The organism is Nocardiopsis terrae, assembly GCF_014651695.1.
Classification (GTDB): Bacteria; Actinomycetota; Actinomycetes; order Streptosporangiales; family Streptosporangiaceae; genus Nocardiopsis; species Nocardiopsis terrae.
Genome location: NZ_BMXJ01000002.1, coordinates 460,174 through 486,461, shown reverse-complemented (window position 1 = coordinate 486,461; position 26,288 = coordinate 460,174). Strand labels below are relative to the sequence as shown.

Annotated in this window: 26 protein-coding genes and 2 tRNA genes; 14 read left to right on the top strand and 14 right to left on the bottom strand. The window is 71.7% G+C overall.

Features of this window, described 5'->3' with window-relative positions; translation table 11 throughout:
* The first annotated feature begins 8 nt into the window (after positions 1–8).
* The 3 genes from IE195_RS06180 to IE195_RS06170 all read left to right on the top strand — a co-directional run bounded on the left by IE195_RS06180 (position 9) and on the right by IE195_RS06170 (position 2,802).
* Entirely contained in the window at positions 9–1,079 is a 1,071-nt protein-coding gene (locus IE195_RS06180) for an NAD-dependent epimerase/dehydratase family protein (protein ID WP_191269019.1), read from the top strand.
* A gap of 91 nt (positions 1,080–1,170) precedes the next feature.
* On the top strand, positions 1,171–1,608 hold the full coding sequence (locus IE195_RS06175) for a molybdenum cofactor biosynthesis protein MoaE (protein ID WP_191268402.1): 438 nt from the start codon (positions 1,171–1,173) through the stop codon (positions 1,606–1,608).
* Between the two features lie 126 nt (positions 1,609–1,734).
* Entirely contained in the window at positions 1,735–2,802 is a 1,068-nt protein-coding gene (locus IE195_RS06170; protein ID WP_191269017.1) for a YlbL family protein, read from the top strand.
* A 487-nt stretch (positions 2,803–3,289) separates the two neighbouring features.
* Here IE195_RS06170 and IE195_RS06165 read toward each other — a convergent pair whose 3' ends face one another.
* On the bottom strand, positions 3,290–3,799 hold the full coding sequence (locus IE195_RS06165; protein ID WP_268249153.1) for a PPA1309 family protein: 510 nt from the start codon (positions 3,797–3,799) through the stop codon (positions 3,290–3,292).
* Between the two features lie 254 nt (positions 3,800–4,053).
* On the opposite strand from IE195_RS06165, the gene IE195_RS06160 reads away from it, so the two are divergent.
* The 3 genes from IE195_RS06160 to IE195_RS06150 all read left to right on the top strand — a co-directional run bounded on the left by IE195_RS06160 (position 4,054) and on the right by IE195_RS06150 (position 7,735).
* Entirely contained in the window at positions 4,054–7,059 is a 3,006-nt protein-coding gene (locus IE195_RS06160; RefSeq protein ID WP_225942327.1) for a UPF0182 family membrane protein, read from the top strand.
* Positions 7,060–7,321: 262 nt separating this feature from the next.
* Positions 7,322–7,398, top strand: a tRNA-Met gene (locus IE195_RS06155).
* A 260-nt stretch (positions 7,399–7,658) separates the two neighbouring features.
* Positions 7,659–7,735, top strand: a tRNA-Met gene (locus tag IE195_RS06150).
* 108 nt (positions 7,736–7,843) lie between these two features.
* Here IE195_RS06150 and IE195_RS06145 read toward each other — a convergent pair.
* The 5 genes from IE195_RS06145 to hisN all read right to left on the bottom strand — a co-directional run bounded on the left by IE195_RS06145 (position 7,844) and on the right by hisN (position 12,508).
* Positions 7,844–8,563 carry an ABC transporter ATP-binding protein gene (locus IE195_RS06145; protein ID WP_191268401.1) on the bottom strand — a complete coding sequence of 240 codons (720 nt, stop codon included), beginning with the start codon at positions 8,561–8,563 and terminating at the stop codon, positions 7,844–7,846.
* Positions 8,564–9,598 (bottom strand): permuted SH3 domain-containing protein, encoded by a 1,035-nt coding sequence (locus IE195_RS06140; RefSeq protein ID WP_191268400.1) that lies wholly within the window; start codon positions 9,596–9,598, stop codon positions 8,564–8,566.
* A gap of 10 nt (positions 9,599–9,608) precedes the next feature.
* A complete protein-coding gene (locus IE195_RS06135) occupies positions 9,609–10,844 on the bottom strand; it encodes an ABC transporter permease (RefSeq protein WP_191268399.1) in 1,236 nt (411 codons plus the stop codon).
* 227 nt (positions 10,845–11,071) lie between these two features.
* Positions 11,072–11,596 carry a hypothetical protein gene (locus IE195_RS06130; protein ID WP_373295634.1) on the bottom strand — a complete coding sequence of 175 codons (525 nt, stop codon included), beginning with the start codon at positions 11,594–11,596 and terminating at the stop codon, positions 11,072–11,074.
* A gap of 102 nt (positions 11,597–11,698) precedes the next feature.
* Positions 11,699–12,508: a histidinol-phosphatase gene (gene hisN, locus IE195_RS06125; RefSeq protein ID WP_191268397.1), complete on the bottom strand. Its 810-nt coding sequence runs from the start codon at positions 12,506–12,508 to the stop codon at positions 11,699–11,701.
* A gap of 170 nt (positions 12,509–12,678) precedes the next feature.
* Between hisN and IE195_RS06120 the strand changes: the two genes are divergently transcribed.
* Both IE195_RS06120 and IE195_RS06115 read left to right on the top strand, forming a co-directional pair.
* Positions 12,679–13,266, top strand: coding sequence for a TetR/AcrR family transcriptional regulator (locus tag IE195_RS06120; protein WP_191268396.1), 588 nt, complete (start codon positions 12,679–12,681; stop codon positions 13,264–13,266).
* Positions 13,267–13,276: 10 nt separating this feature from the next.
* Positions 13,277–13,579, top strand: coding sequence for a DUF2087 domain-containing protein (locus IE195_RS06115; protein ID WP_191268395.1), 303 nt, complete (start codon positions 13,277–13,279; stop codon positions 13,577–13,579).
* A 59-nt stretch (positions 13,580–13,638) separates the two neighbouring features.
* On the opposite strand, the gene IE195_RS06110 is transcribed toward IE195_RS06115, so the two are convergent.
* Entirely contained in the window at positions 13,639–14,532 is an 894-nt protein-coding gene (locus tag IE195_RS06110; RefSeq protein ID WP_191268394.1) for an NAD(P)-dependent oxidoreductase, read from the bottom strand.
* A 108-nt stretch (positions 14,533–14,640) separates the two neighbouring features.
* Here IE195_RS06110 and IE195_RS06105 point away from each other — a divergent pair, with 108 nt between their 5' ends.
* Entirely contained in the window at positions 14,641–15,000 is a 360-nt protein-coding gene (locus tag IE195_RS06105) for a winged helix-turn-helix transcriptional regulator (RefSeq protein ID WP_373295633.1), read from the top strand.
* Positions 15,001–15,148: 148 nt separating this feature from the next.
* Here the strand turns inward: IE195_RS06105 and rsgA are convergent, their stop codons facing one another.
* Both rsgA and aroA read right to left on the bottom strand, forming a co-directional pair.
* On the bottom strand, positions 15,149–16,180 hold the full coding sequence (gene rsgA / locus IE195_RS06100; protein ID WP_191268393.1) for a ribosome small subunit-dependent GTPase A: 1,032 nt from the start codon (positions 16,178–16,180) through the stop codon (positions 15,149–15,151).
* Entirely contained in the window at positions 16,177–17,517 is a 1,341-nt protein-coding gene (aroA, locus tag IE195_RS06095) for a 3-phosphoshikimate 1-carboxyvinyltransferase (RefSeq protein ID WP_191268392.1), read from the bottom strand. The genes rsgA and aroA overlap by 4 nt, the downstream gene beginning before the upstream one ends.
* Positions 17,518–17,635: 118 nt before the next feature.
* Between aroA and IE195_RS06090 the strand changes: the two genes are divergently transcribed.
* On the top strand, positions 17,636–18,808 hold the full coding sequence (locus IE195_RS06090; RefSeq protein WP_191268391.1) for a cysteine desulfurase family protein: 1,173 nt from the start codon (positions 17,636–17,638) through the stop codon (positions 18,806–18,808).
* 43 nt (positions 18,809–18,851) lie between these two features.
* On the opposite strand, the gene IE195_RS06085 is transcribed toward IE195_RS06090, so the two are convergent.
* The gene (locus tag IE195_RS06085; RefSeq protein WP_191268390.1) at positions 18,852–19,964 is read right to left on the bottom strand and encodes an NAD(P)H-dependent flavin oxidoreductase; all 1,113 of its coding nucleotides are present in this window, start codon (positions 19,962–19,964) and stop codon (positions 18,852–18,854) included.
* Positions 19,961–20,560, bottom strand: coding sequence for a flavodoxin family protein (locus IE195_RS06080; protein ID WP_191268389.1), 600 nt, complete (start codon positions 20,558–20,560; stop codon positions 19,961–19,963). The genes IE195_RS06085 and IE195_RS06080 overlap by 4 nt, the downstream gene beginning before the upstream one ends.
* 134 nt (positions 20,561–20,694) lie before the next feature.
* Here IE195_RS06080 and IE195_RS06075 point away from each other — a divergent pair, with 134 nt between their 5' ends.
* Complete coding sequence (locus IE195_RS06075; protein WP_191268388.1) at positions 20,695–21,294, top strand: TetR/AcrR family transcriptional regulator; 600 nt, start codon at positions 20,695–20,697, stop codon at positions 21,292–21,294.
* A 46-nt stretch (positions 21,295–21,340) separates the two neighbouring features.
* Here the strand turns inward: IE195_RS06075 and IE195_RS06070 are convergent, their stop codons facing one another.
* Both IE195_RS06070 and IE195_RS06065 read right to left on the bottom strand, forming a co-directional pair.
* The gene (locus IE195_RS06070; RefSeq protein ID WP_191268387.1) at positions 21,341–21,943 is read right to left on the bottom strand and encodes a peptidylprolyl isomerase; all 603 of its coding nucleotides are present in this window, start codon (positions 21,941–21,943) and stop codon (positions 21,341–21,343) included.
* Positions 21,944–22,047: 104 nt separating this feature from the next.
* On the bottom strand, positions 22,048–22,518 hold the full coding sequence (locus tag IE195_RS06065; protein ID WP_191268386.1) for a PLD nuclease N-terminal domain-containing protein: 471 nt from the start codon (positions 22,516–22,518) through the stop codon (positions 22,048–22,050).
* Between the two features lie 203 nt (positions 22,519–22,721).
* On the opposite strand from IE195_RS06065, the gene IE195_RS06060 reads away from it, so the two are divergent.
* The 3 genes from IE195_RS06060 (at position 22,722) to IE195_RS06050 (ending at position 25,316) form a co-directional block, all read left to right on the top strand.
* A complete protein-coding gene (locus IE195_RS06060; protein WP_191268385.1) occupies positions 22,722–23,540 on the top strand; it encodes a helix-turn-helix domain-containing protein in 819 nt (272 codons plus the stop codon).
* A gap of 180 nt (positions 23,541–23,720) precedes the next feature.
* The gene (locus tag IE195_RS06055; protein ID WP_191268384.1) at positions 23,721–24,935 is read left to right on the top strand and encodes an amidohydrolase; all 1,215 of its coding nucleotides are present in this window, start codon (positions 23,721–23,723) and stop codon (positions 24,933–24,935) included.
* A 213-nt stretch (positions 24,936–25,148) separates the two neighbouring features.
* Entirely contained in the window at positions 25,149–25,316 is a 168-nt protein-coding gene (locus IE195_RS06050; protein WP_191268383.1) for a hypothetical protein, read from the top strand.
* A 12-nt stretch (positions 25,317–25,328) separates the two neighbouring features.
* On the opposite strand, the gene IE195_RS06045 is transcribed toward IE195_RS06050, so the two are convergent.
* On the bottom strand, positions 25,329–26,270 hold the full coding sequence (locus tag IE195_RS06045) for a DUF3592 domain-containing protein (RefSeq protein WP_191268382.1): 942 nt from the start codon (positions 26,268–26,270) through the stop codon (positions 25,329–25,331).
* Positions 26,271–26,288: the final 18 nt, after the last annotated feature.

The window sequence follows — 26,288 nt, the reverse complement described above, 5'->3', positions numbered from 1 at the left end:
CGGCGGGCATGGTCGTGGCGGTCACCGGTGCCGCCTCCGGAGTGGGCCGACTCCTCGTGCAACGCCTGGCCGCGCCAGAAGGTTCCATCGCCGCGCGCGAGGTCGTCGCGATCGACGAGGAGTTCGCTGACCTGCGCGGAGTCACCTGGCGGATCGCCGACGTCCGGGACCCCGGCCTCGTCTCGCGGCTGGGCGGCATCGACGTCCTCGTGCACACCGCCGTCGACCGCTCCCTGGACACCAAGCCCTCGCAGCGCCGTGCGGACAACATCCGGGCGGCCCAGACGGTCCTGACCGCGGCGGCGGCCTCCGGGGTCCCCCGGGTCGTCCTCGTCACCAGCACCATGGTCTACGGAGCGGCCCCTGACAACCCGGTCCCGCTGGACGAGAACGCCGCCCGCGTCTCCGACAACAGCGAGGGCCTGATGGGCGACTTCGCCGAGATCGAGGAGTTGGCCGAACGCGCCCGCCGGGCCCACCCCGGCCTGACCGTCACCGTGGTGCGGCCCGCGCCGCTCGTGGGGCCGGAACTGGACACGCTCCTGAGCCGGCACTTCTCCGCGCCCCGGCTGCTCACCGTCAAGGGCCACGAACAGCACTGGCAGTTCTGCCACGAGGACGACCTCGCCTCGGCCCTGGCCCACTGCGCCCTGCACGGGGTGACCGGTGAGGCCGGTGTGGTGGCTGTGGCCTGTGAGGGCTCCCTGACCCAGGGGGAGGTCGAGGCGATCGCGGGCATGAAGCACTTCGAGGTCCCCGCCAACCTGGCCTTCGGAGCGGTCCGCCGCCTGCACCAGGTCCGCATCACCCCGGCCGCCGCGGGGGAGATCAAGTTCCTGGTCTACCCGTGTGTGGTGGACTGCTCGGCCCTGCGCGAGGCGGGCTGGAAGCCCGGCCACGACAACGAGTCGGCGCTGGAGGCGCTCCTGGACGCCAAGAGCGGCAAGCACGCGATCGCCGGACGCAGCCTCGGCCGCAAGGAGGTCACCATCACCGCGGCCGGTGCCGCGGGCGCGGCGGCCGCCGCCATCGGAACCGCGGCCGCCATCCGCCACATGCGCAAGCGCGGAAAGGCCTGACCTGCGGAGGAAACCCGGGGCACGGGAAGCCGCGCGTGCGGACGGCACGTGCGGAAGCGTCGTTCGCGGGGCGTCTTGATACGGTTTCCACGTGGAACAGATCACTCTCGCGGCCGTACGCGACACGCCCCTGTCCGTCGACGAGGTCCTGGCGGCGGTGGCCGACCCCAGAGCCGGCGGCACCGCGGTCTTCATCGGCACCGTCCGCGACCACGACCACGGTCGGGACGTGTCCGCCCTGGCCTACTCGGCCCACCCGAGCGTCGAGGCGCAGCTGCGCGTCGTCATGGAGAAGGTGCTGAGCGACACCTCCGTCCCCGGGCGCCCGGTCGTGCGGATGGCCGCCACCCACCGCGTCGGCGACCTGCGGATCGGCGACACCGCCGTGGTCGTCGCCGTCTCGGCCGAACACCGCGAGGAGGCCTTCGCGGCCTGCCGCAGACTCATCGACGACCTCAAGGCCCAGGTGCCCATCTGGAAGAACCAGGCCTTCGAGGACGGCGGGGCCGAGTGGGTCGGATCCCCCTGACGGGGCGGGCCCCGGCCCTTCCCTGAACGCCGACACGCGCCCCCGCAGCCGGTGACGGCCACCGGGGACGCCTGAGCGCCGGAGGGTCCCCGGGGGCTCTAAGGTGTCAGCATGGTTCGTCGTGTCATGACCCTTGTCGCCGCACTCGTCCTGCTTGCCGGGCTCGGGTACGGCAGTCTCCTCCTGCCCATGCCCTATCTGGTGGCCGCGCCCGGTGTCACCCTGGACACCATCGGGGAGCAGGAGGACGGCCAGCCCATCATCGGTATCGAGGGGGCCGAGGGCTACGAGCACGAGGGATCGCTCTCCATGGTGACCGTCCAGTACGCGGGCGGCCCCCAGCACCGGCTCAACCTCTTCACCCTGGTGACGGCTTGGATCTCCCCGAGCCAGGCGGTCCTGCCGGAGGAGCTCCTCTTCCCGGCCGGGCGCTCCCAGCAGGAGGTCAGCGAGCGGCAGACGGTCCAGATGAACGACTCGCAGACCAAGGCCACCGCCGCGGCACTCAACCAGCTCGACATCGACTACGAGGCGGTCCCCCGGGTCGCCGAAGCCGTCGAGGGCATGCCGGCCGAGGGGATCGTCGAACCGGACGACGTCATCGTCGCCGTCGACGGCGACCCCGTGCCCACCAGCGCCGGCGGTGAGGGCCCCGAAGAGCTCGTGGGCAGCGCCTACGTCGTGGACCGGGTCAGCGCGCGCGACGCCGGAGAACCGGTCGCCCTCACCCTGGAGCGCGACGGCGAGGAGGTCGAGGTCGAGGTCGAGACGGTCAGCAACGACGACGGTTCCGCCGCGGTCGGTGTGCTCATCACCGACGACATGGACTTCCCCGTGGAGATCGACATCACCGTCGGTGAGATCGGCGGCCCCAGCGCGGGCATGATGTTCGCCCTCGGGATCATCGACCGGCTCAGCGAGGAGGGCATCACCGGCGGGGCCAGCGTCGCCGGTTCCGGAACCATTTCCACCGACGGCCGGGTCGGCGGGATCAGCGGTGTCCCGCAGAAGATGGTCAGCGCCGAGCGCGACGGCGCGGAGTACTTCCTCGTGGCCGCCGACAGCTGCTCACAGGTCGCCCAGTCGGCCGCCTACGGCGAACTCGACGTCGTGCGCGTCGAGACGCTCACCGACGCCGTGGACGCGCTGGAGACCATCCGCGAGGGCGGCGACGACCTGCCCCGCTGCGAATAGAGAGTGTTTTCTTTGGGCCTCCGCTTCGCTTCGGCCCGTGTTCGGCGCCTTTGCGGAGGGGTTCTTCGGACTCGTCCACGCCTGGCTCGTTCCTCGCTGGCGGCTTGACTCCTCCTGTAGAACCCTCCCCGGCGCTCGAACAAAGGAACACCCCCTGGAGCTGAGCTAGCAGGACCCCAGAGCTACGCGGTCCGGGGGTCCTGCCATCTCAGCTTCAAGGGGCGTGCTTGCTCTCCCGCCTCAGCCACAAGGGGAGTGCCTCCCACCCACCTCGGCCCGGGGGGCGCCCCTGCCCGCTCACCTTCGCCCCGGGGGGTGTTCTTTCGTTCGGGCGCGGGAGGGTTCTGGAGGTGCCGGAGGTGGGATCGCGAGGAACGAGTGATCACACCGTAGGTGCCGAAGGTTCCTCCCCTGAGGCGCCCGAACACGGTCCGAAGCGAAGCGGAGGACCAAAGCAAATACAGCGGAGGCCCCAAGCAAACACGGCTCAGCCCTCCTCCAGGTCCAGGGTGAGGGCCAGGGCCGAGGTCAGGGCGGGGATCAGGTCCGGGCCGTTGAGAACCTCGGTCTCGCTGTCGTGGCTGCGCATCCGCATCGCGCAGTGCCGCGAACCGTCGCGCAGCACGCCGGCGACCATGCGGATCTCCTCGGTCTCCTTGTCCGAGGCGGTGGGGTCCTCGCCCGCGGCCAGGGTCTCGTCCGAGCCCTTCACCACAAGGCGTTCCATGACCAGCGCGCAGCCGGCCACCCCTTCGGGCCACAGGATGCGGCCCAGGGCCTCCTCCAACGGGACGTCTCCGGGCAGCGCCTCCTGCTCGACGGGGGTCAGTTCGTCGGGGCTGACGGGGGATTCGATCCCCAGCATCCCGGCGAGGGCGGGTTCCGCGGCCAACAGCTCCGAGGTGGGGACCAGGGCGTACAGCCCCAGCGGGCGGTCCCACCCCTGTTCGGCGGCGTGGCGTTCCAGGTCCATGACGGCTTCGCGAATGTTCGACACGTTTCCATGGTGGCCGATGTGGGAGCCTCGCCGAGCCCGTTCGGCGGCAGTAGGGTCGCAAAGGTGCCGTGCGGTTGCGACTCCGATACCCCAACGATGCAGCCTTGTCACCCGCTGATGGGTGATTTCGGGAACCCGGCGGCCACCAAATAAGTTTTCAGTAATAAGGCGCCACACGCGCACCGAACGCACCTACCAAGTCAGAACGAGGGGGAGGCGTGAGCTTTCGATCGCCCGGCGCACCACCTGCGCGTATGCCTCGCCGATCAAGGTTGCTCGCGCCAGTCGCGGCGACCGTGGTCGTCATCATCGCGGCGTTGATGATCGCCGCGAACTTCTGGACCGACTACAAGTGGTTCAATTCCGTCGGCTACACCTCGGTCTTCCTGACCGAGCTGTGGACCCGAGTCCTGCTGTTCGCGGTGGCGGGGCTCGTGATGGCGGTCATCGTCGGCGCGAGCATCTTCTTCGCCTACCGGGCCAGGCCCGGTGTCCGGCCGATGAGCCTGGAACAGCAGGGCCTGGACCGCTACCGGCAGTCCATCGACCCCCACCGCAAGCTCTTCTTCTGGATCGCGGTGGGCGCCCTGGCCCTGCTGGCCGGTGCGGCCGCCAGCGGTGACTGGCGCTCCTACCTGCAGTTCATGAACGGTGTCGACTTCGGGGTGAACGACCCGGAGTTCGGTATGGACATCTCGTTCTTCGCCTTCACCTACCCGTTCATCCGGGTGCTGCTCGGCTACCTGTACGCGGCCGTCATCCTGGCCTTCATCGCCGCGGTGGTCGTGCACTACCTGTACGGCGGCGTCCGTCTGCAGAACGACTCCGGCCAGCGCGCGACCCCCGCCGCCCGCGTGCACCTGTCGGTCCTGTTGGGCCTCTTCGTGCTGCTGCGCGCCGGGTCCTACTGGCTGGACCGCTACGGGCTGGTGTTCTCGGACCGCGGGTACACCTTCGGTGCCTCCTACACGGACGTGAACGCGGTCAAGACCGCACTCACCATCCTCACCGTCATCTCGGTGATCTGCGCGGTCCTCTTCTTCGCCAACATCGTCTTCAAGAACACGCTGATCCCGGTGGCCTCCCTCGGCCTGCTGGTGCTGTCCGGCGTGGTCGTCGGTGTGGCCTACCCCGAGATCGTGCAGCGCTTCCAGGTCAGCCCGAACGAGCAGCGCCTGGAGAGCCCCTACATCGAGCGCAACATCGAGAGCACCCGTGAGGCGTACGGCATCGCGGACGCGGAGGTCGAGACCTACGACGCCACCACGGAGCTCACTCCGCAGGAGTTGGCGGCCGAGGCCGACACCATCCCCAGCGTCCGTCTGGCCGACCCCGCGGTGGTATCGCAGACCTTCCAGCAGATGCAGCAGGTCCGCGGTTTCTACCAGTTCCCGGACGTGCTGGAGGTCGACCGCTACCCGGACTCCGAGGGCAACCTGATCGACACGATCGTCGCTGTCCGAGAGCTCGACGGCCCGCCCGCCGACCAGGACAACTGGTTGAACCGGCACCTGATCTACACCCACGGCTTCGGCATGGTCGCGGCCGCGGGCAACCTGATCGACGACGAGGGCCGCCCGGTCTTCACCGAGTACAACATCCCGCCGCGCGGTGAGCTGAGCGAGGTCACGGGCGAGTACGAGCCCCGGATCTACTACGGCCGCGAGGGCGCCGACTACGTCATCGTCCAGGCCGAGCAGGAATACGACTACCCGCTCGACTCGCAGGAGAGCGAGGGGGACGTCCCGACCCTGGAGGACGCGGCGGAGCCGAGCGCCAGCCCCGAGGCCGACGAGGCCCGTGCCCCCGCCGACTCCGCCGAGGAGGACGCGGCCGCGGACGAGGACGCGGCTGCCGAGGAGGACCCGGCCACCGAGGAGGGCGCCGACGAGGAGGGCGCCGGCGGCGAGGGGTCCCAGCAGTACAACAGGTACGAGGGCGACGGCGGCGTCGAGCTCAACAACTTCTTCGACCGCATCCTGTACGCGATCAAGTACCAGGAAACGAGCATCCTGCTCAACAGCGCGATCACCAGTGAGTCGCGGATCATCTACGAGCGGGACCCGCTGGACCGGGTCGAGAAGGTCGCACCGTTCCTGACCGTGGACAGCCGCCCCTACCCGGCGGTGGTCGAGGGCAGGATCGTGTGGATCGTCGACGGGTACACCACCTCCGACGGCTACCCGTACGCCAACCGGATCGACTTCACCCAGGCGGTGACCGACACCTTCACCGACGGTTCGGCGCAGCAGGTCGGCGCGCTGCCGGGCAACGAGGTCAACTACATCCGGAACTCGGTGAAGGCCACCGTCGACGCCTACGACGGCAGCGTCACCCTCTACGGCTGGGACGAGGAGGACCCCGTCCTCCAGACCTGGAAGGGCGCCTTCCCGGGCGCCGTGGTCAGCAGGGACGACATGAGCGAGGAGCTCGTCCAGCACCTGCGCTACCCGGACGACCTGTTCAAGGTGCAGCGCGAGATCATGCGCGAGTACCACGTCACCGACGCCGCCTCCTACTACGGCGGTCAGGACTTCTGGTCGGTGCCCAACGACCCGACCACCGAGGGGGACCTGCCCGAGCCGCCCTACCGCCAGACCATCAACTACCCCGGCACCGAGGGGGCCAGCTTCTCGGTGACCAGTACCTTCGTGCCGCGCGGTCGTGAGAACCTGGCCGCGTTCATGGCGGTGGACAGTGATCCCCAGTCCGATGACTACGGCCAGTTGAAGCTGTTGCAGCTGCCTCGGAGTACGGTGATCTTCGGTCCCGGGCAGGTGCAGAACGCGTTCGACGCGGACGCGGCCGTGCGTGAGGTGCTGCTCCCGCTGGAGCAGTCCAACGCCGAGGTGACCCGGGGCAACCTGCTGACCCTGCCGTTCGCGGGCGGTCTGCTCTACGTGGAGCCCCTCTACGTGCAGGCCGGCGGTGGCGGAGCGGCGTCCTTCCCGCTGCTCCAGCAGGTCATGGTCGGCTTCGGCGAGGAGGTCGCCATCGGCGGCAACCTCCAGGAGGCCCTGAACAACCTGTTCGAGGGCGGAGAGGGCCCGCTGCCCGAGGAGGGCACGGACACCGAGGAGGGCACCGAGGACGAGGAGTCGTCCGAGGCCGGATCCGGTGACGAAGGCGCCGACACCGACCTGACCGAGGCCCTCAACGAGGCCGTCGAGGCCTGGGAAGAGGCACAGGAGTCGAGCGAGGAGGCCGACGAGCGCCTGCGCGAGGCCCTGGAGGCCCTGGAGGAGGCCGCGGAGGACTAGGTCCGCACCGGTGCCCTCGCGGCGACTGTCGCCGTGGGGGCACCGGACGCCCCCGAGAGCGCTCCGTACGACGGGGCGGGACCCTTCCGGGGTCCCGCCCCGTTCGGTTTCCCCCGTGCCCGTACGGCCTTCGTGCGGGCCCGCGCCCGAACGCCCGCCGGGCCCCGGGGTGTTCGGCGGCGTCCCGGGGACGGGGTGCGCCACGTCTCCGTCGGCTGATTTGGCTTTCCAGGCGGGGCGCGCTAATCTGAGAACACAACGACGCGGGGTGGAGCAGTTCGGTAGCTCGCTGGGCTCATAACCCAGAGGTCGCAGGTTCAAATCCTGTCCCCGCTACCAAGATCGGACCCGGGAGAAATCCCGGGTCCGGTGCTTTTCCCGGTTTTTCCGCCTCGGCGGGGAATCGGGAGCGCGTATCGGCGACGGTATGCGTGCACGGCGAAAATGCCGGTGCTGACCGCGAGGAAGGCCTGGTAGAGTAGCCGAAGGCCAGGTCGGCCAGCCGACCAGGACAAACAGGTGGATCTCCGATCGGTTTAAAGCAAAACAAGCCGATTTGCCACCCAGGGTTAAAGGCCCTAAAGTAGAGATCACAACGACGCGGGGTGGAGCAGTTCGGTAGCTCGCTGGGCTCATAACCCAGAGGTCGCAGGTTCAAATCCTGTCCCCGCTACCAAGAAAGCGCCGGGTGGAGAAATCCGCCCGGCGCTTTTTCGTGTGCGCGGCCCCGTACCCGACGGGATCGTGCCCGGCACCGTCCTCCGGGGGCGGTGCCGGGCACGGTTCAGCGGGTGCGGCCCTCCACCAGCTCCACGACCCGGTCGGCCCGCTCGGCCACCTTCGGGTCGTGGGTCACCACGACCACGGCGGCGTCGCGTACCCGGGACTGGTCGATCAGCTGATCCATGATCATGGTGCTGCTGGCGGCGTCCAGGGCGCCCGTGGGCTCGTCGGCCAGCACCAGGGCGGGTTCCCGGCTCAGGGCGCGCGCCAGGGCCACACGCTGCTGCTCACCGCCGGACAGCTGGTGCGGCTGGGAGTGCAGTCGGTGCCCCAGCCCCACCGCCTCCAGCAACTCCCTGGCGCGCGTTCGGCGGCGCAACAGGGGGACCCCGCCCAGCACCATCGGAACGCCCACGTTCGCCAGGGCGGAGCGTCGCTCCAACAGGTGGAACTGCTGGAACACGAAGCCGATCCCGTCCCCGCGCAGCCGCGACCTGCGGCCCTCCCGCAGGGACGTGGTGTCGACCCCGTCGAAGGTGTAGGCACCGCTGCTGGGTTCGTCCAGCAGGCCCAACACGTTCAGCAGGGTGGACTTGCCCGACCCCGACTGGCCCACGACGGCCACGACCTCGCCGCGGCTGACGTCGAAGGTGCAGTCGTGCAACACGTCGATCCGGGTGCCGGAAACCATGAAGTGCCTGGTCAGGCCCTCCACGCGGAGTAGCGGGGGAGTGGGCTGCCGTCCGGTCGCGGCCACCGGGTGGGGAGTGTCGACCGTCATCTAGCCGTCCACCCCGTACATGTCGTCCATCTCCTCGTCGGCGTCGCCGGGGACGTCGAAACGCGGGTCCAGCGGAACCGGGTCCATGACCGTCTCGCCGACGCTCAGCCCCTCGGTGACCTCGACGAGCTGCCCGTCGGACAGCCCCAGGGAGACCTCGCGGGCCTCCTCGGTGCCGTCGTCGCCGATCACGGTCACCTCGCCCTCCTCGGCGGTGCCGCGCACGGCGGTCACCGGTACGACCACGACGTCCTTGGCCTCGCCGGTGCTCACCGACAGTTTCCCCCGGACCCCGTCGAACACCTGCAGGTCCGAGGGGACCCGGCAGGACAGCTCGGCCCCGGGGCCGCCGCCCTCGGACCCGTCGGCGAACGGGTCGAACTCCTCCGGTTCGGGGGCGGGAGCCGAACCCTCCTCCGCCGAACCCAGGGAGAGGAACTCGCACTCGGCGGACGGCGGCCCCTTGTCGATCTTGAGCATGATGTCGCTCGGGTCCTCGTAGAGCCGGTACAGGTCGTTGGCGGGGACCGTGGCCACGGCGCGGAACTCGTCCGGTGCGACGGTGGCCACCGCCGCACCCGGTTCCAGGACGTCGCCGACCCGGACGTCGTCCATGCCCCTGATCGTCCCGGAGGCGGGCGCGTACAGGGTGACCTCGGTGGTCGCAGGTCCGGCGTCCGCGTCGCCCTCGGCCGCACCCGCGGCGCCCTCCGCGGGCACCGACACGTTGAGGACCGGGGCACCGTTCTCCACCGTGGCGCCGTCGTCCAGCCACAGGTGCGTGACGGTGCCGCCCTGGCGGGCCTTGAGCGACTCGCCCGGCTCCGGTCGGACGGTCGCGTCGAGCACGAGCAGGGAACTGACCGTGCCCAGCTCCACCTCCACCGGACCGCCGTCCGCGTCCGCCGCGGACTGCTGGAGGAGCTCCTCCGCCGCCGGGTCGGCGCCTCCGGTGCGGGACAGCAGGAGGTAGCCCGAACCGAACAGGCCCGGCACCAGGACGAGGGCCGCGCCGATGATGATCCACTTCTTCACGTGTTGTCTCCTATTCCCGCAGCCCGGCGACGACGGACGCGCGCAGCGCCCTGATCGCGGGGATGATCCCGGCCAAGAGCCCGACGAAGGCCGCACTGCCCAGGCCGACCAGCGCGGCCGAGGGCGGAACCGCCATGCTGATGTCGGGTGGCAGCCACACGAAGCGGCCGATGAGGGCCCCGCCGGCGGCGACCAGGGCCCAGGACAGGGCCAGGGCGATCAGCCCGGCGACGACCGCCACGACCACCGCCTCCATCACCACCGCCACGAACAGGGTGAACCTGCTCGCACCCAGGGCCCGGTAGGTGGCGAGCTCGCGGCGCCGCTCCCGTACCGTGACCAGCCCCACGTTGAGGACTCCGAGCAGGCCGGTGGTGAGGGTGATCACCGCGATGCCGATCAGGCCCAGGGACAGGTAGCCGATGAGCTCCTCGGTCTCCGCCGCGTAGTCGGTGCGGTAGACCATGATGTCCTCCTCGTTCTCGATCCCCCAGCGCCAACTGGCCGAGAGCAGGCGGTCGGTGAACACGCCCCCGGAGAACATCTCCTCGGCGGCCTCGTCGGAGGGGTCCACCCGTGCCAGGTAGGTGGGCTGGGGGAGGGAGTTGTCCTCGGGGTCCCAGGAGGGGCCGAAGACGATCTCCCCGGAGGAGGGTGCGCGCAGCAGGTATGCGCTGTACTGGTTGGCGTTGAAGGTGGAACCCTGCGAGACGCCGACGATCCGCACGTCCGCCCAGTGGTCGGTGCCGATCTGGACGTCGCCGAAGTCACCGAGCCGATCGGCCAGGGCCTCGTTGACCACCAGGACGGGGGCCCTGGAGTCGAGGTCGGCCTCGGTGAACCAGCGGCCCCGGGTCATGTTGATCCGCCGGATGTCGCCGAGGGCGGCGTCCACCCCGACGATGTCGGTGTTCCGGATGACCTCGTCGTCCGCCCGCAGCGGCGGGGCGGACTCCATCCGGTTGTAGACCGACACCTCCAGGGCGCCGGCCCGGCCGAGGTCCTCCTCGAACGAGTCCAGGTCGGTGACGGTGCCGAAGGCGCTGACCTCGAGGGTCGCCGCGCGTCCGGCGTTGGCCTCGCTGTAGGCGGTGGCGAAGCGCTGCCCTAGGTCGCCCGCGGTGACCACCAGGATCAGCGCGCCGACACCGACGACGATGCCGGCGCAGGACAGGATGGTCCGGGCCACGTTGGCCCTGGAGCCGGCGAAGGCCAGTACGATCCCGGCGGTGAGGGAACGCAGCATGAAGCCCCTTCCCGTGTGTCTGTAGGGGGTCCGGCGCGGCGCCGTCGGCGCCGGGGTGCCCCGCGTAGGGCGGGGTGCCAACAGTTCCATCGCGGACGCGGGGGGTTTCGGTTCACTGGGGACCGGGTTTTCCCGTGGCCGAACCCGGACGCGCGTCGTCACGGTCGGGGACCCGGACCCGGACACGGGGGCGGGGCGGCGGCCCGGTCCGGGGCGCGGGTGCGGACCTACTCGACCTCGAAGCCGTCGCAGGTGAGGGGCGCGCCGCTTCGGCTGTCGGACCACACCACCGTGTACACGCCGGGCACGGTCTCCCCGGCGCCGAAGTCCTCCGGGTAGTCCAGGCGCGCCCACGCGTCCCCGGTGAGGTCGGCCTCGGCGCTGGCGGTCTCCCCGTCGGGTCCGGTCACGGAGGCGAGGACGGGGTCGGAGTGCTCCGCTTCGGAGTCGGTGAGGCCGAGTTCGACCGGTTCGCCGCCCCCGGCCGCGGCGCGCGGTGCCACGCTGCGCCAACCACCGGGGAGCTCGGGATCGACGGCCGGGGTGCAGGCGTAGCGGGCCGGGTCGAACAGGGTGTCGGGCATGCCGAGCCCGGGCAGACCGGAGTCGGCGCTCTCGCGCACGGTCTCGGCGATCATCTCGCTGAGCTGCCGGGGGCTGTGGCCGTGGCCTTCGCCGCAGGCCGTGGCCAGGAGCAGGACCGCCCCGCAGAGCGCGACCGTGCGCCACGGGTGGGTTTCGGTGGTCAGCACACAGCGCACGTTACTACGCAGGGTGCTTAAGTGGGCGCTCTTTGTGTTTGTCTGGGTCGGGTCAGTCCGGGGCGGCGCACCGGGAACGCCCCCGCGAAGCGCTCACTCGGGTCGGCGCAGGGGGGTGGGTCCACCGTTGAGCCAGGTCAGTACCTGGTCGTGGATGGCTCCGTTGGTGCACACCAGCGGCCCGCCGTCCTCGAAGCCGTCACCGCGCAGGTTGGTGGCGCGGCCGCCCGCCTCCTCCAGGATGATCGGCAGCGGGGCGGCGTCCCAGAGCGAGAGCTCGGGTTCGGCCGAGATGTCCACGGTCCCCTCCGCCACCATCACGTGCGACCAGAAGTCGCCGTAGGCCCGGGTCCGCCACACCGATCGGGTCAGTCCCAGGAACGATTCCAGCCGCCCCTGCTCCTCCCAGCCGGTCAGTGACGAGAAGCTCAGCGAGGCGTCCGACAGCTCCGTCACCTTGGAGACGTGGCAGCGCGAGGCCTTGGACAGGCTCCTGCCCGTCCAGGTCCCGCCGCCCTTGGACGCCCACCAGCGCCGGTGCAGCGCCGGAGCCGACACCACGCCCACCACGGGGCGGTCGCCCTCCAGCAGGGCGATGAGCGTCGCCCACACCGGGACGCCGCGCACGTAGTTCTTCGTGCCGTCGATGGGGTCGATGACCCACACCCGGTTGCTGTTGCCGGTCCTGCCGTACTCCTCGCCGACCACCGCGTCGCGGGGGCGGGCGCGGGAGAGCACACTGCGCAGGGTCTCCTCGACCATGCGGTCGGCTTCGGTCACCGGGGTGAGGTCCGGTTTGGTGTCGACAACCAGGTCAAGCGCGCGGAAGCGCTTCACCGCGATGTCGTCGGCAGCGTCGGCGAGCACGTGGGCCAGCCGCAGATCATCGTCAAAGGACGCCATGGCCGGTAACGCTACCCTCCCCGGCACGAACACGCCCAAAGCAGCGCCCCCGCGTGATCAGAGTGTTAGGGGGAGCCCAGGGGGCCGGGGGAGCGAGGGGTGTGCCTGTGTGGAGGCGGACCCGGGTCCGGAGCACGACGGGAGGGGAGGGCGGATGCGAGGATGGGGGAATGGCAAGCGTGAGCGGAGACAGGCGGCCCCGGGAGGGAACCGGGGCGCGTGAACGCCTGATGGACGCCGCCTACGCCGAGGTGCTGGCGGGGGAGTGGGGGGATCGGCGGATGGCCGACATCGCCGCGGCCGCGCAGGTGTCCAGGCAGACCCTGTACAACGTCTTCGGCAGCAAGGAGGGGTTGCTCCAGGCGGTGGTGGTGCGTGAGGTCAGCGCGCTGCTCGACACCGTGGTGGGGGTCCTGGAGTCCGACGGGCGCGACCCCGCGCACGCGGTGAGCCGTACGACCAGGATGGTCCTGCTCGCGGCACGGGACAACCCGCTGCTGCGCGCGGTGGTCACCGGTGACGACGAGCTCCTGCCCGTCCTCACGACCAGGTCCGCGCCGCTCCTGGACGCTCTGGGGGAGCGCATCGTGTGGACGCTGCGGGAACACTGCCCGGAGGCGGATCCCGCCGTCACCGAGGCGGTCGCGGACGTGACCCTGAGGCTGATCGTGTCGTACTCCCTCCAGCCCGTCGACCCGGACCGGGCCGCCCACAGGGTGGAGATGGTCGTGCACGGCATGCTGCCCGTGGACCGCTGAGGAGGCCGTGGTGCTGGAAGGGCCGGGACCGAGGGAACCGAGCGAATCCGAGCGCCGCGAGGTGCTGCGGACCCACATGCCCCGGGGACGGATCACGTCCCTGCCCGTCCGCCGCACGGACCGCCTCGTCCTGCTCGACCAGGTCGCCCGTGCCTTCGAGCCGGGTGTCCGGTACACCGAGGAGGAGGTCAACGCGGTCCTGCGCCGGTTCACCGCCGATCTGGTGGTCCTGCGCCGCAGCCTCACCGACGAGGGCTTCATGGAGCACGACCGGACCCGCTACTGGCGGTGCGGCGGAACCGTCGACCTGTAGGGGGTGTCCGGCGTGCGGCGCACGCCGGACACCCTTCGGCGGTCCCGGGACGGTGGACTTCAGGAACGCTCGACGAGCAGTTCCAGGGCCCCGGTGCCGTCCTCGTCGGCGAAGCCCTGTGCCAGGCGCTCCGCCAACAGTTCGGAGTAGGGCGCCAGGAGCCGGAAGTCCACTCCCCGCTCCCGGGCCGCCGCGGCCAGGGTGCGGTTACCGGAGACCTGCATGGCCAGGTTGGAGACCACGTCCCTGGTGTAGTCGCCACTGTCGATCTGCTCGGCCATCGTGTCCGCCGCGGACGCCATCGCGGAGAGCCACGAGGTGAGGAGCCCGGCGAACTCCTTCAGCGGCATCTCCTCACCGCGGACCAGGGCGAAGGCGTGGGTGATCCCGGCCAACATGCCGTTCATCGCGCTGAGCAGGGCGATGTCGTACAGGGCGGCCGCCCCCGGCCGGGCCCCGGCGAAGTGGACGCCCAGGGGCGCCGCGAGAGCGGACCGGTGCCGGTCGAAGACCGCCCGCGAGCCGCCGTAGAACACGTAGCCCCCGGCCTCGGGAACACCGACCATGGGCGGGACCGCCATCACCCCGCCGCTGAGGAAGCGGGCGCCCCGGTTCTGGGCCCACGCGGCGCGGGCGTCCGCCTGGTCCGGGGTTCCGGTGGTCAGGTCGACCAGGTCCCTGCCGTGGAGGTCGGCCCCGGCCAGGGCCTCCTCGACCGAGGCGTCATCCAACAGGCAGGTCACCACCAGAGGGCCGGCGGCCACGGCCTCGGCGGCGGTGCCGGCCACGTCGGCGCCGAGCGCGCGGAGCGGTTCGGCACGGGCGGCGGTCCGGTTCCAGACGGTTACCGGGTACCCGGCCGCGAGCCAGGCCCTGCCGAGCGCGGCACCCATCGCGCCGAGGCCGAGCAGGACCACGCGGGGCTTGGTTGACTGTGCGGTGTCGTGTGTCATGCGTTCAGGTTCGGGCCGGGCCCGGAGAGCGGACAAGTACGCACTTCGAAGTGGGCGCGCACCTGTGGGTAAGCATCCAGTTGGACGAGACGGAACGGAGCGGTCACGTTGGTCACCAGGCGGGCGGAGAACGCGTACCACTGCGGTATCGACGCGGCGATGGACGTGGTGGGCGGTAAGTGGAAGGTGCTCATCCTGTGGGCCCTCGACGAGCGCCCGCGCAGGTTCGGCGAGCTGCGCAGGGAGTTGTCAGGCGTCACGGAGAAGGTCCTCGCCTCGCACCTGCGTGAACTGGAGGGCGACGGGATCGTGCACCGGGAGGCCTTCGCCGAGGTTCCGCCGCGCGTGGAGTACTCGCTGACGGATCTGGGGCGGAGCCTGAACCGGGCCCTGGAACCGCTGGGGCTCTGGGGCCGTGAACACGTGCTGGCGCAGGCACCGGTCGACGGTGACCCGCCGAGGCCCTGAGCCCGCGGAACCCGGGCGGAGCCACGGGGTTCACCGGGTCGGGGAGTACGGCGGGTTCTGCGGGGTGCGACGGCCGCACGGAGTACGCCCGGACGCCCCTGCGCGGCCTGGGGCAGCCGCGGAGGAGGGTGCGGGGCGGCCGGAGCGGTCAGGTGTGCGGGCCGGGCGGGGGCTCCGCGGCCTCGGGCTCCTCGTCGCCCTCACGGCTGCTGAGCAGGCGCCTGAGCGAGGCCACCCGTTCGGGGTCGGCCTCCCCCCGGTCCAGGGCCGCCCCGATCGCGCACTCCGGGGCCTCGGGCTGGTGGGTGCAGTCGGGCGGGCAGTCCTCGGCGAGTTCCGCGAGGTCGTGGAAACCGGCGACGATCTCCTCGGGTGAGACGTGCGCCAGACCGAAGCTGCGCACCCCCGGGGTGTCGATGAGCCAGCCGCCCCCGAACCGCAGGGCGAGCGCCGAGGTGGAGGTGTGGCGGCCGCGGCCGGTGACCGCGTTGACGTGGCCGACGGCCCGGTCGGTTCCCGGGACCAGCCGGTTGACCAGGGTCGACTTGCCCACACCGGAGGAACCCACGAACACCGTGGTCCTGTCGGCCAGGCGGGCGCGCAGCTCGTCGAGGCCGCCCTCCGGGCTGAGTACCTCGTACGGGAGCCCCAGCGGCTTGTAGGCGCCCAGCATCTCGTCGGGGGAGGCCAGGTCCGCCTTGGTGAGGCAGAGCAGCGGCTCCAGTCCGGCGTCGTAGGCGGCCACCAGGCACCGGTCCACGAAGCGCGGCTGGGGCGCGGGGTCGGCGAGGGCGCAGACGATGGCGAGCTGGTCGGCGTTGGCGACGATCACCCGCTCCACTGGGTCGGTGTCGTCGGCGGTGCGTCTGAGCACCGAGTCGCGCTCACGGACCCGGACCACCCGCGCCAGGGTGTCGGGCCGCCCGGACAGGTCGCCGACCACGTCCACCCGGTCACCGACCACGATGGAGCCCCGGCCGAGCTCGCGGGCCTTCATGGCGACCACGGGGACGCCGTCCACCAGGCAGCGGTACCGGCCCCGGTCGACGGCGGTGACCAGGCCCTCCACCGCGTTCTCGTGTTTGGGCCGCTTACGGGTGCGCGGTTTGGAACCGCCCCGGGCGCGTACGCGGATGTCGTCCTCGTCCAGATGGCGTCCCCCGCCCCGCGTGCGGCTCATGCCAGGACCTCCGACCACAGGCCCGGGAAGTCGGGCAGGGTCTTGCGTGTCGTGGCGATGTTCTCCACCTCCACTCCGGGCACCGCGAGCCCGATGACCGCGCCGGACGTGGCCATCCGGTGGTCGTCGTAGGAGTGGAACACACCGCCGTGCAGCGGCCTGGGGCGGATGACCAGGCCGTCGGGCAGCTCCTCGGCGTCTCCGCCCAACCGGTTGATCTCGGCGGCCAGAGCGGCGATGCGGTCGGTCTCGTGGCGGCGCAGGTGTGCGATGCCGGTCAGTCGGGAGGGGGAGTCGGCCAGGGCCGCCACGGCCGCGATGGTCGGGGTGAGTTCGCCGACGTCGCGCAGGTCCGCGGTGATGCCGTGGATTCCGCCGGTGCCGCGCAGGGTCAGGGCCGTGCCGTCGGCGCCGGAGCGGGAGACCTCGCCGCCCATCCGGGTGAACAGTCCGCGCAGGGCGTCACCGGGCTGGGTGGTCCGTTCCGGCCACCCCTGTACTGTCACTTCGCCCTTGCTGACCAGCGCGGCGGCGAGGAAGGGGGCGGCGTTGGACAGGTCCGGTTCGACGGTGATCTCGGTGGCCCGGACCGGCCCCGGCCCGACCTTCCACGAGTTCTCGGCGGTGGTGACGTCGACGCCGACCGCACGGAGCATCTCGACGGTCATGTCCAGGTGCGGCTGGGAGGGGACCGGGGGCCCCTCGTGGCGCACGTGCACCCCTTCGGTGAAGCGGGCGCCGCTGAGCAGCAGGGCCGAGACGAACTGGGAGGACCCCGAGGCGTCCAGGGTGACCTCGCCGCCGCGCACGGCACCGGTCCCGTGGATGGTCAGCGGCAGGGCGCCGCGCCCCCCGTCGTCGATGTCGGCACCCAGGGCGCGCAGCGCGCGGAGGAGTTCGTCCACGGGCCGCTCACGGGCCCGGGGGTCGCCGTCGAAGTGCACGTCACCGTCGGCCAGTGCGGCCAGCGGCGGTACGAAGCGCATGACGGTGCCGGCGTTGCCGACGTCCACGGTGGCCGGTCCGCGCGGGGGCGCCGGGGTGACGGACAGGTCGGGGACGGCGCCCGGGGAAGCCGCGGGCAGCTCCTCGATCCGGGTGCCGAGCGCGCGCAGGGCGTCCACCATGAGCTCGCTGTCCCGGCTGACCAGGGGGCCGAGTACCGTGCACGGCGTTTCGGAGAGCGCCGCGAGGATCAGGGCCCGGTTGGTGACGGATTTGGAACCGGGAAGGGAGATCCGGGCGTGCACCGGCTGGCGGGCGGTGGGCGCGGGCCAGTGCTCCCCGGCGGGGGCGGCGGCGGTCTGGTCGGGCTGCGTGGACGCGGAGTCAGGCATGCCCCAAGGTTATCGGGCCGGGCGCGGTCGGGCGGTGGCCGATTCCGGTCTGTGGACAACCGGGACACGGGTGCCCGGGGCCGGAGGGAGGTTGGTCGGACGTATCCTGGAATGCGCCATGGTGTATCTGGATCACGCAGCCACGACCGAGGTCCGCCCCGAGGTGATCGCCGATGTGGCGGCGGAGCTCGGTGCCCTCGGCAACCCCTCGTCCCTGCACGGCCACGGACGGGCCGCCCGGCGAACCGTCGAGGAGGCGCGCGAACGCGTTGCCGAGGCGGTGGGGGCGACCCCGCACGAGGTGGTCTTCACCGCGGGGGGGACCGAGTCGAACAACATCGCGCTCAAGGGCCTGTACTGGGCCCGCAACGCCGAGGACCCGGCACGCGTGCGGATCCTGGTCAGCGCCGTGGAGCACCACGCCGTGCTCGACCCCGCCCGCTGGATGGCCGACCACCAGGGCGCCTCCTGCGAGGAGCTGCCCGTGGACGCTCTGGGCCGGGTCGACCCCCGGGCCCTGCGCGCGGCGATCGAACGCGATCCCGCCTCGGTCGCGGTGGTGTCGGTGATGTGGGCCAACAACGAGATCGGCACGGTGCAGCCGGTGCGCGAGCTGGCCGCGGTCGCCGCAGAGTACGGCGTCCCCTTCCACACGGACGCGGTCCAGGCGGTGGGGGCGCAGGAGGTCGGGTTCGCGTCGAGCGGGGTGAGCGCCCTGACGCTGAGCGGCCACAAGCTCGGCGGTCCGGTGGGCAGCGGGGCGCTCGTGGTGGCGCGGGGGGTCGCCCCGGTGCCGGTCCTGCACGGCGGCGGCCAGGAGCGCGACATCCGCTCCGGAACCCTGTCGGCCCCGCTCGCGCGGGGGTTGGCGACCGCCGTGCACCTGGCTGTCGAGGGACGCGAGGAGCACGCGAAACACCTGTCCGCGCTCCGGGACGAACTGGAGTCCCGGGTCCGCGGGGTCGTCCCCGACGTGGTGGTCAACGGCGATCCGGAGCTGCGCCTGCCGGGGATCGCCCACCTGTCGTTCCCGGGCTGTGAGGGCGACGCCCTGCTGATGCTGCTGGACGCCAGGGGGATCTCCTGCTCCACCGGTTCGGCCTGTTCTGCGGGGGTGGCCCAACCCAGTCACGTGCTGCTGGCCGCCGGTGCCGGGCCCGAGGCGGCCCTGAGCAGCCTGCGCCTGTCCCTGGGCCGGACCTCGACCGCCGAGGACGTGGACCGGCTGGTCGGGGAGATCGGCCCGGCGGTCGAGCGAGCCCGTGCGGCCATGGCCAAGCGGCGGCGCTGACCCCTCGGGGCAGGCCCCGCCGACCGGGCCGGACCGGGGGCGGCTACGGCGGTGGCGCCTGCAGCGGGAGGCCGAGCACCGTGCCGGCATCGGCCACCAGCGCGGCCAGGTAGTCCCCGGCGGTGCCGCCGGGAGCCAGCAGAGCGGCCTGTCCGGACCAAAGGTTGAGCCGGTCGGGCCGTTCGAGCTCCGCGGCCCTGGCCCGGATCGGCAGCATGAGGTTGTTCTGTGCCGGGTAGGGCGGGACGCGGTCCTCGGCGTCGGCCATCCCCCGCACCAGGTCGTTGGCGATTCCCCTGGCCGGGCGTCCGGAGAAGAGCCGGGTGAGTACGGTGGTCCGCGCCTGTTCGGAGCCGAGCGCCCTCCGGTGGGCCGGGCTCGCACCCGACTCCCGGGTCCGGAGGAAGCCGGTCCCCACCTGGACGCCGTCAGCGCCCAGGGCCAGGGCGGCGGCGACGCCGCGTCCGTCGGCGATTCCGCCCGCTGCGACGACCGGGACGGTCACGGCGTCACTCACCTGGGGAACCAGGGAGAACGTTCCGACGAGTGACTCGCGCACGGGTGCCAGGAACGAGCCGCGGTGTCCGCCCGCGTCGCCACCGGAGGCCACGACCACGTCGCATCCGGCCTCCTGGAGCGCCCGGGCCTCGGCGACCGTGGTGGCCGTGCCGATGAGCGGTGCTCCGATCCGTCGGGCGCCCTCCACCAAACGCTGGGGCGGTGGGCCCATCACGACGCTGATCACCGGGGGCCGGGCCGCCAGGACCGCGTCCACCTGGGCCTCGAAGTCCACCCGGGTGTTGGCGGTGTCCAGGTCGGGCGGGGCGAGCCCGAACTCGGCGTAGTAGGCGGTGAGCCGGTCGGTGTGCGCCGTCAGCGCCGCAGTGTCCGGCACGGGCCGCTCCTCCTCGGCGCGCGGTATCCACAGGTTGACGGCGAACGGAGCCGAGACGGCCGCGCGGATCCGTTCCACCAGGGGGCCGATCCGTTCTGGGGCCGTGGCGTGCACGCCGTAGGACCCCAGACCGCCCGCCCCGGAGACCGCCGCGGTCAGTTCGACCGTGGACAGTCCGCCGCCGAACGGCCCCTGGACCACGGGGTGGCGGATGCCCAGAACCGAGGTGAGGGCGGCGCCGGGCCGCTGGCCGGTGTTCACGCGGCCACCGCCCTGCGCCCGTGCTCGAAACGCACCGCGGCCTGCGCGACCTGGGCGCCCAGGTGCTCGGCCGTGCGCAGGTCGCTGCCGTCGGGAGCCTGGTCGGGGCCCAGGTCGGACGGGGACTGGGCCATGGCGCCGGTGAAGCCCGCGAGGCGGTTGAGGTCCGCGCGGCTGCCCCGGCTGGAGTACTCGCCGCCCGGGGCCAGGCCGAGCGGTACCCAGATCATCCCGTGCTGTGCGGCGAACACCGCGAGTGCGCTGAGGGCGGTGTCCTTGTTGCCGTTGGTTCCGGCGGAGTTGGTGAACCCGGCCGCGAGCTTGCCCTGCCAACGCCGTTCCTGCCAGACGGGGGCGGTGGCCTCGGCGAAGCCCTGGAAGACGGCGGAGCCGCCGCCCATGTAGGTGGGGGTGCCGAACACGATCGCGTCGGCGCTGTCGAGTGCGGCCCACAGGGCGCCGTCGGGGGTGGTGACGTCGTGCAGTGAGGACCGGGCGCCGCTCGTGCTCGCGGCCCCCCGGGCGACTGCCTCGGCCTGGCGGGCGGTGTGGCCGTAGCCGCTGTGGAAGGCGACGGCGACTCGGACGTCGTGCATGGGGGACTCTCTTCCTCCGTCGGGCGGGCTCGTCGGCCCGCGTTGGGACAAACATAGACGACCGGTCAACTATTAGCAATGCCGCGAACCTTCGGCTCAACGCTGATAGTTGACCGGACGTATACTCTTGGTCCATGGGACGGACGAGTGACGCGAGGGAACGCATCCTGGACTCCTCGCGCAGACTCATGCGCGCGCGGGGCTACACGGCCCTCGGGATCGCGGACATCTGCACCGATGCCGGGGTGAAGAAGGGCAGTTTCTACCACTTCTTCGACTCCAAGCAGGCACTGACCGTCGAGGCGGTCGACGGGCAGTGGGCCCAGGAGCGCCGTGCGCTGGAGGCAGCCCTGGCCGAGGCCGCCGGAGGGCCCCTGGGGCGTCTCCGCGCCCTGGTCGAGTGCCTGCTCGGCACCCAGCGCACCGACCACAGCGAGTCGGGGGTGATCCACGGGTGCCTCTACGGCAACCTTGCCCTGGAGCTGAGCGGACAGGAACCGCAGGTGCGCCGGCGGCTGTCCGAGGTGTTCGACGAGCAGGTCGGCATGGTCGCCCGCCTGATCGGCGAGGCGCAGGAGGCGGGACTGATCGGATCGACGGCCGCAGCCGACGCCCTGGCCAGGTCGACGGTCGCGCAGATCGAGGGCATGGTGCTGCTCGCCCGGGTGCGCAACGATCCCGCCCTGCTGGACGAGGTCTGGCCCGGCGCCGCACGCCTACTGGGCGTGACCTGATCCCCGGGCCGCGGCCGTCGGCCCGGGAGCCCCGTGGGAACCGCCGCTAACCGTCCGCGTGGTTGACGGTCACCGACTCCAGGACGACGTCGCTGAGGGGGCGGTCGTTGGCGTCCGTCTCGACCACCGAGATCGCCTCCACGACCGCCATCGACTCCTCGTCGGCCACCCTGCCGAAGATGGTGTGCTTGCCGTCCAGGGACGGAGTCGGCTCCACCGTGATGAAGAACTGGGACCCGTTGGTGTTCGGGCCCGAGTTGGCCATCGCCAGTACGCCCGGCTCGTCGAAGGTCAGGCCCGAGTCGAACTCGTCCTCGAACTGGTAGCCGGGGCCGCCGCGGCCGGTGCCCTGCGGGTCGCCCCCCTGGATCATGAAGTCCTCGATCACGCGGTGGAAGACCGTGCCGTCGTAGAACTCGTCCCGGCCCGTCTCCGGGTTGGCCGGGCCGTTGCCCTCGGCGAGGTCGACGAAGTTGGTGACGGTCAGCGGCGCCTCGGAGGCCAGCAGCTCCACCCTGATGTCGCCCGCACTGGTGTGGAGCGTGGCGCCTCCCGCGTCCGAGGCGGGCTCCTCCTCGCCCTGGCACGCCGAGGTGGCGAACAGGGCGGTGCAGGCGAGGATCGATACCGGCAGGGTCAAACGGTTCATGGTTCACTTCCGAGATCAGGTGCGCAGCGGGCGGCACACAGAGTACTGCGCACAAGTGCACACCAAATCCCGGGGTGGCGCCTGACCGAAACTCGGCGGTCGGGTCAGCGCGCGGGGCCCGCCGGGTCCTCGCCCCCGTCGTGTCCGCGCGGCCCCCCGGTCTCCGGGCCGAGGCCGTCACCGGTTTCCGCCCCGGGTCCGCCGCCGGCCTCCCGGGCCTGCCGTTCCTGCATCTCCCTGGCCCGACGGCGCTGTTCCTCGGCGCGTTCGCGGCAGCGCCGCAGGAAGGCCTCGTCCTCCTCGGGGGAGGCGGCCCGGGCGCGTCCGGGGTGCTCGTACTCGGGGAAGGGCGGGGCGGGGCCGACCGGTCCGCCGGGCAGCGCCGGCTCCCGCCGCGGGCGCCCCAGCAGGAACCACAGCGCAGCACCGAGTTTGGGCAACAGGAGGACGATCACCGCCCACACCGGCTTCGGCAGGAGTCTGATCCGCTCGGTGTCCGACCCGATGACGTCGAACAGCACGTACACCCAGAACGCGAGCGACATCAGTGCGAGGAGGAGGGCGAACTGGACCAACGGACCTTCCAATCGGGGGAAACACTCGACAGAGAGGGGCGACATCGTCGACTTTGTACTGACTTATCACGGATGGCCGCACCCGCCCGGTCGCTTGACCAGCCGCCCCGGCGCGGGAGAGGGTTCGAACAGAGGGGCTGGGGCGTCGAACCGAGGGTACGTCACCACAGGCCCGCAAACCTCGGGCGAGGACGGGAGAGGTTATGGGTGTGAACACCGTGTTGCCGTCGGCGATGTGGCTCCCCTTCGGGGCTCGGGTACTGCGTGCCCGCTCCGACCGGGGCCTCTCGCGCGCCGAACTCGCCGAGAACGTCGGGGTCACCGACGACAAGCTCCGCGAGGTCGAGGACGCGCACTGCCGCCCGGCCCGCTCCCTGGTCGAACGGGTGGACACCGTCCTGGGCACCGAACACCAGCTGGTCGACGCCTGGGCGATCACCATCCAGGCGGAGGCCTTCCCCACCGAGTTCGGCGACATGAGCGAACTCGGCACGCACGCCGCCCGCCTGTGGGAGCACCAGCCGATGACGGTCCCCGTCTTCCTGCGCACCCGCGAGTACTCGCGGGCGGTCCTCGAACCCGGCCACCCCAACCTGGAGCCCGCGGAGATCGAGGCCATGGTGGACGGGGAGATGGCCGACCGGGCGGCGATGACCGGACCGGGCGGTCCGGTCCTGCGCGTGATCCTCAACGAGTCCGTGCTCCAGCGGCCCCAGGGCGGCGCCGACGTGCTCAACGGCCAACGCGACTTCCTCGCCGACCTCATCAAGGCGGGCATCGTCGACCTCGGGATCATCCCCGAACAGACACCGAACCACCCGGGGCTCGGCGGGGCCTTCCGGATCATGGAGTTCGCCGACCGCCCCAGCATGGTCTACGCCTTCGCCGCCCAGGGCGGCGAACTCACCGGGGACAGCGAGGACGTCGGCCACTGCCGGATGGTCCGCGACTCCATCGAGGAGGCCAGCGTCGACCTGAGCCCCGAGTCCGAACTCCTCACCGCGCGCTGGCCGGCCGACTGACCGGCCGCCGGGCACGGGCGGGCTCACCGCCCGGTTCCGCGCGAACGAGCCCGCGGGATCGGGCGGAGGGCGGGATCGGGCGCACCCACGGGCGCCGAGGGGCTTGCACGGCCGGTCGTGGGATGATCGGTTGCAAAAGAGCCTTGGGAACGTGACCTCCCATGGGCTAGGTTGCCCGCCATGGATATCGCTATCACTTCCGGATACGTCGTACCCGTCGACGGAGACCCCATCGACGGCGGCACGGTCCTCATCACCGACGGCAGGATCGCCGCCGTCGGCGCGGCAGCCGACGTCACCGTCCCCGAGGGCGCCGAGACCGTGGACGCCGCGGGCAAGTGGGTCCTGCCCGGCTTCGTCGAGGCCCACGGCCATGTCGGCATCCACGAGGAGACCATCGGCTGGGCCGGTGACGACACCAACGAGATGACCGACCCCAACGGTGCCCGTATGCGGGCGCTCGACGCCATCAACCCCGCCGACCAGGGGTTCACCGACGCCCTGTCCGGCGGTGTCACCAGCTCCGTGATCAAGCCCGGATCGGGCAACCCCATCGGCGGCCGCACCGTGGCCATCAAGATGTGGGGCCGCAGCATGGAGGACCGGCTGATCAAGGAGCCCGCCAGCGTCAAGAGCGCCCTGGGAGAGAACCCCAAGCGGGTCTACGGCAACAAGGACACGCTCCCCTCCACCCGCCAGGGTGTGGCCGCGGTCATCCGCGACGCCTTCACCAAGGCCCAGGACTACAAGGCCAAGCGGGACCACGCGGTGCAGGAGGGCACGCCCTTCGACCGCGACAACACCCTGGAGACCCTCGTCCGGGTACTGGACGGGGAGGTGCCCTGGTGCCAGCACGTGCACCGCGCCGACGACATGCACACCGCGATGCGGCTGGCCGACGAGTTCGGCTACCGGCTCATCATCAACCACTGCACCGAGGGCCACCTGCTGGCCGACGAGATCGCCGAACGCGGCATCCCGGTCATCACCGGGCCGCTGATGACCAGCCGGTCCAAGGTCGAGGTCGGCAACAGGACCCTCGCCAACCCCGGCATCCTGGACCGCGCGGGCGTCAAGGTCGCCCTGACCACCGACGCCCCGGTCATCCCGATCGAGTTCCTCGTCTACCAGGCCATCCTGTGCGTCAAGGAGGGCATGGACCGCGACTCCGCGATCCGCGCACTGACGCTCAACCCCGCCGAGATCATGGGCCTGGACGACCGGGTGGGCGCCCTCAGGCCGGGGATGGACGCCGACGTCGTGGTCTGGTCCGGGGACCCGCTCGACATCATGAGCCGCGCCCAGCGCGTGTTCGTGGGCGGCCGCGAGGTGTACACCTACGACGAGGCCAGGCGCGAGGGAGTGGCCGCCGACCCCTACTACCGGGAAGCCTGAGCCCGTCCCGCCGTCTGAGGCACCGGTAGCCCCGACCGGTGTCCTCTGAGGTACCTCAGACACCTCCGGCGCCGTGCCCCGCACCACTGAGGCGGGGGCACGGCGCCGGTTTCTGGTGCACTCTCCCGATGTGGGGGCGGGGGCCTTACCGGGAGTCTGAAGGCAGTCGGAGAGAGGGAATCCGACGGACACGGACTCACCGAAGGGGACACCATGCACCCGGAAATCGCCGCCCAGGCCGCCGACGCCTACCGGGCCGAGGCCGAACTCGCCGCCCGCGAGGAGCGCGCGGTCCGCAAGGCCGTACGGGAGCGGCGCCGACAGGAGCGCGAACGGGGCCGCGGCCCGCACGCGGCGGGCCGCCGGACCCCGGCGGTGTGATCCGGGCGGCCCTCAGAAGGGGGCGAGAACCCAGAACACGAACGTCAGCACCGACCCGACGAGGGTGAACACCACGCCCACGAGGAGCGGCAGCAGTACCGGCAGGGCGCCCGGGTTCGGGTGGTCGGCCAGGGCGTAGTGGGGCGGGTGGGCGGGGTCGTATTCGACGCGCAGGCGCTCCCCGGGATCGGGCGCGAAGTTGCTGCGGGCGATGGGGTGGCGCAGGTGGACCTCGCGTCCGTCGGCGGCCCGGAAGCGGACCGTGAACGGATGCAGACGCACCTTCCTGCGCCTGTTCCCGTCGCGCTTCCACCTGATCTCGGTCCAGCAGTCGGTGACCACACCGGTGGCGGAGGCGCTGTGCTCCCGGCGGACGACCTTTCCGGTGAGCATGCGGTACACCGTGCGCACCAGCAGTCCCAGGCCCACCAGCGCGAAGAGCGGCGGCACGAGGAGAAGCACCGTGCCGCTCATGTTCAGGGCGGCCAGCACGGCGGCCCCGAGGACCACCAGAGCTCCCGCGAGGGGGGAGACCGCCGCCGCGAGGGAGGGCGGCTCGGGGATCCCGTCGCGGTACAGCGGGTAGTCGCCCGTGGAGGGCTCCGGGAAGGCCGCGCGCTCGACCCGGGCGTTCGAGGGGTTTCCGGGGGCGTACAGCACCGTGACCGGGGTGCCCTCCCGAAGGAGGTAACCGCCCGTCCCCGAGTCGTCGGCGGTGTCCCAGGAGCGCCCCTGGCCGTCGTGCACCCGGACGGCCACCGAGTGCCGGCCCGAGGCGCGGTCCATGGGGTGTACGGCGGAGACCACCCCGTGGGCTCGGACCCCGGACCCGGTCAGTTCCAGGTCGCGTCGGCGTCGTGCGAGGGCGGCGAGGGTCCGGCGGCCGCCCGTGTAGAGGGCCACGCCCGCGGCGACCGCGAGCAGGAGCAGTGTGATGAGGGTTTCGTCGTCCACCGGGGTGTTCTACCAAAC

What these genes read in the sequence shown, in the direction of transcription:
- IE195_RS06180 (WP_191269019.1), top strand. Translation starts at nt 9, where the DNA reads ATGGTCGTGGCGGTCACCGGTGCCGCCTCCGGAGTGGGCCGACTCCTC.
- IE195_RS06170 (WP_191269017.1), top strand. Translation starts at nt 1,735, where the DNA reads ATGACCCTTGTCGCCGCACTCGTCCTGCTTGCCGGGCTCGGGTACGGC.
- IE195_RS06160 (WP_225942327.1), top strand. Translation starts at nt 4,054, where the DNA reads ATGCCTCGCCGATCAAGGTTGCTCGCGCCAGTCGCGGCGACCGTGGTC.
- IE195_RS06145 (WP_191268401.1), bottom strand. Translation starts at nt 8,563, where the DNA reads ATGACGGTCGACACTCCCCACCCGGTGGCCGCGACCGGACGGCAGCCC.
- IE195_RS06135 (WP_191268399.1), bottom strand. Translation starts at nt 10,844, where the DNA reads ATGCTGCGTTCCCTCACCGCCGGGATCGTACTGGCCTTCGCCGGCTCC.
- hisN (WP_191268397.1), bottom strand. Translation starts at nt 12,508, where the DNA reads ATGGCGTCCTTTGACGATGATCTGCGGCTGGCCCACGTGCTCGCCGAC.
- IE195_RS06120 (WP_191268396.1), top strand. Translation starts at nt 12,679, where the DNA reads ATGGCAAGCGTGAGCGGAGACAGGCGGCCCCGGGAGGGAACCGGGGCG.
- IE195_RS06110 (WP_191268394.1), bottom strand. Translation starts at nt 14,532, where the DNA reads ATGACACACGACACCGCACAGTCAACCAAGCCCCGCGTGGTCCTGCTC.
- rsgA (WP_191268393.1), bottom strand. Translation starts at nt 16,180, where the DNA reads ATGAGCCGCACGCGGGGCGGGGGACGCCATCTGGACGAGGACGACATC.
- aroA (WP_191268392.1), bottom strand. Translation starts at nt 17,517, where the DNA reads ATGCCTGACTCCGCGTCCACGCAGCCCGACCAGACCGCCGCCGCCCCC.
- IE195_RS06090 (WP_191268391.1), top strand. Translation starts at nt 17,636, where the DNA reads ATGGTGTATCTGGATCACGCAGCCACGACCGAGGTCCGCCCCGAGGTG.
- IE195_RS06080 (WP_191268389.1), bottom strand. Translation starts at nt 20,560, where the DNA reads ATGCACGACGTCCGAGTCGCCGTCGCCTTCCACAGCGGCTACGGCCAC.
- IE195_RS06075 (WP_191268388.1), top strand. Translation starts at nt 20,695, where the DNA reads ATGGGACGGACGAGTGACGCGAGGGAACGCATCCTGGACTCCTCGCGC.
- IE195_RS06070 (WP_191268387.1), bottom strand. Translation starts at nt 21,943, where the DNA reads ATGAACCGTTTGACCCTGCCGGTATCGATCCTCGCCTGCACCGCCCTG.
- IE195_RS06060 (WP_191268385.1), top strand. Translation starts at nt 22,722, where the DNA reads ATGGGTGTGAACACCGTGTTGCCGTCGGCGATGTGGCTCCCCTTCGGG.
- IE195_RS06055 (WP_191268384.1), top strand. Translation starts at nt 23,721, where the DNA reads ATGGATATCGCTATCACTTCCGGATACGTCGTACCCGTCGACGGAGAC.
- IE195_RS06050 (WP_191268383.1), top strand. Translation starts at nt 25,149, where the DNA reads ATGCACCCGGAAATCGCCGCCCAGGCCGCCGACGCCTACCGGGCCGAG.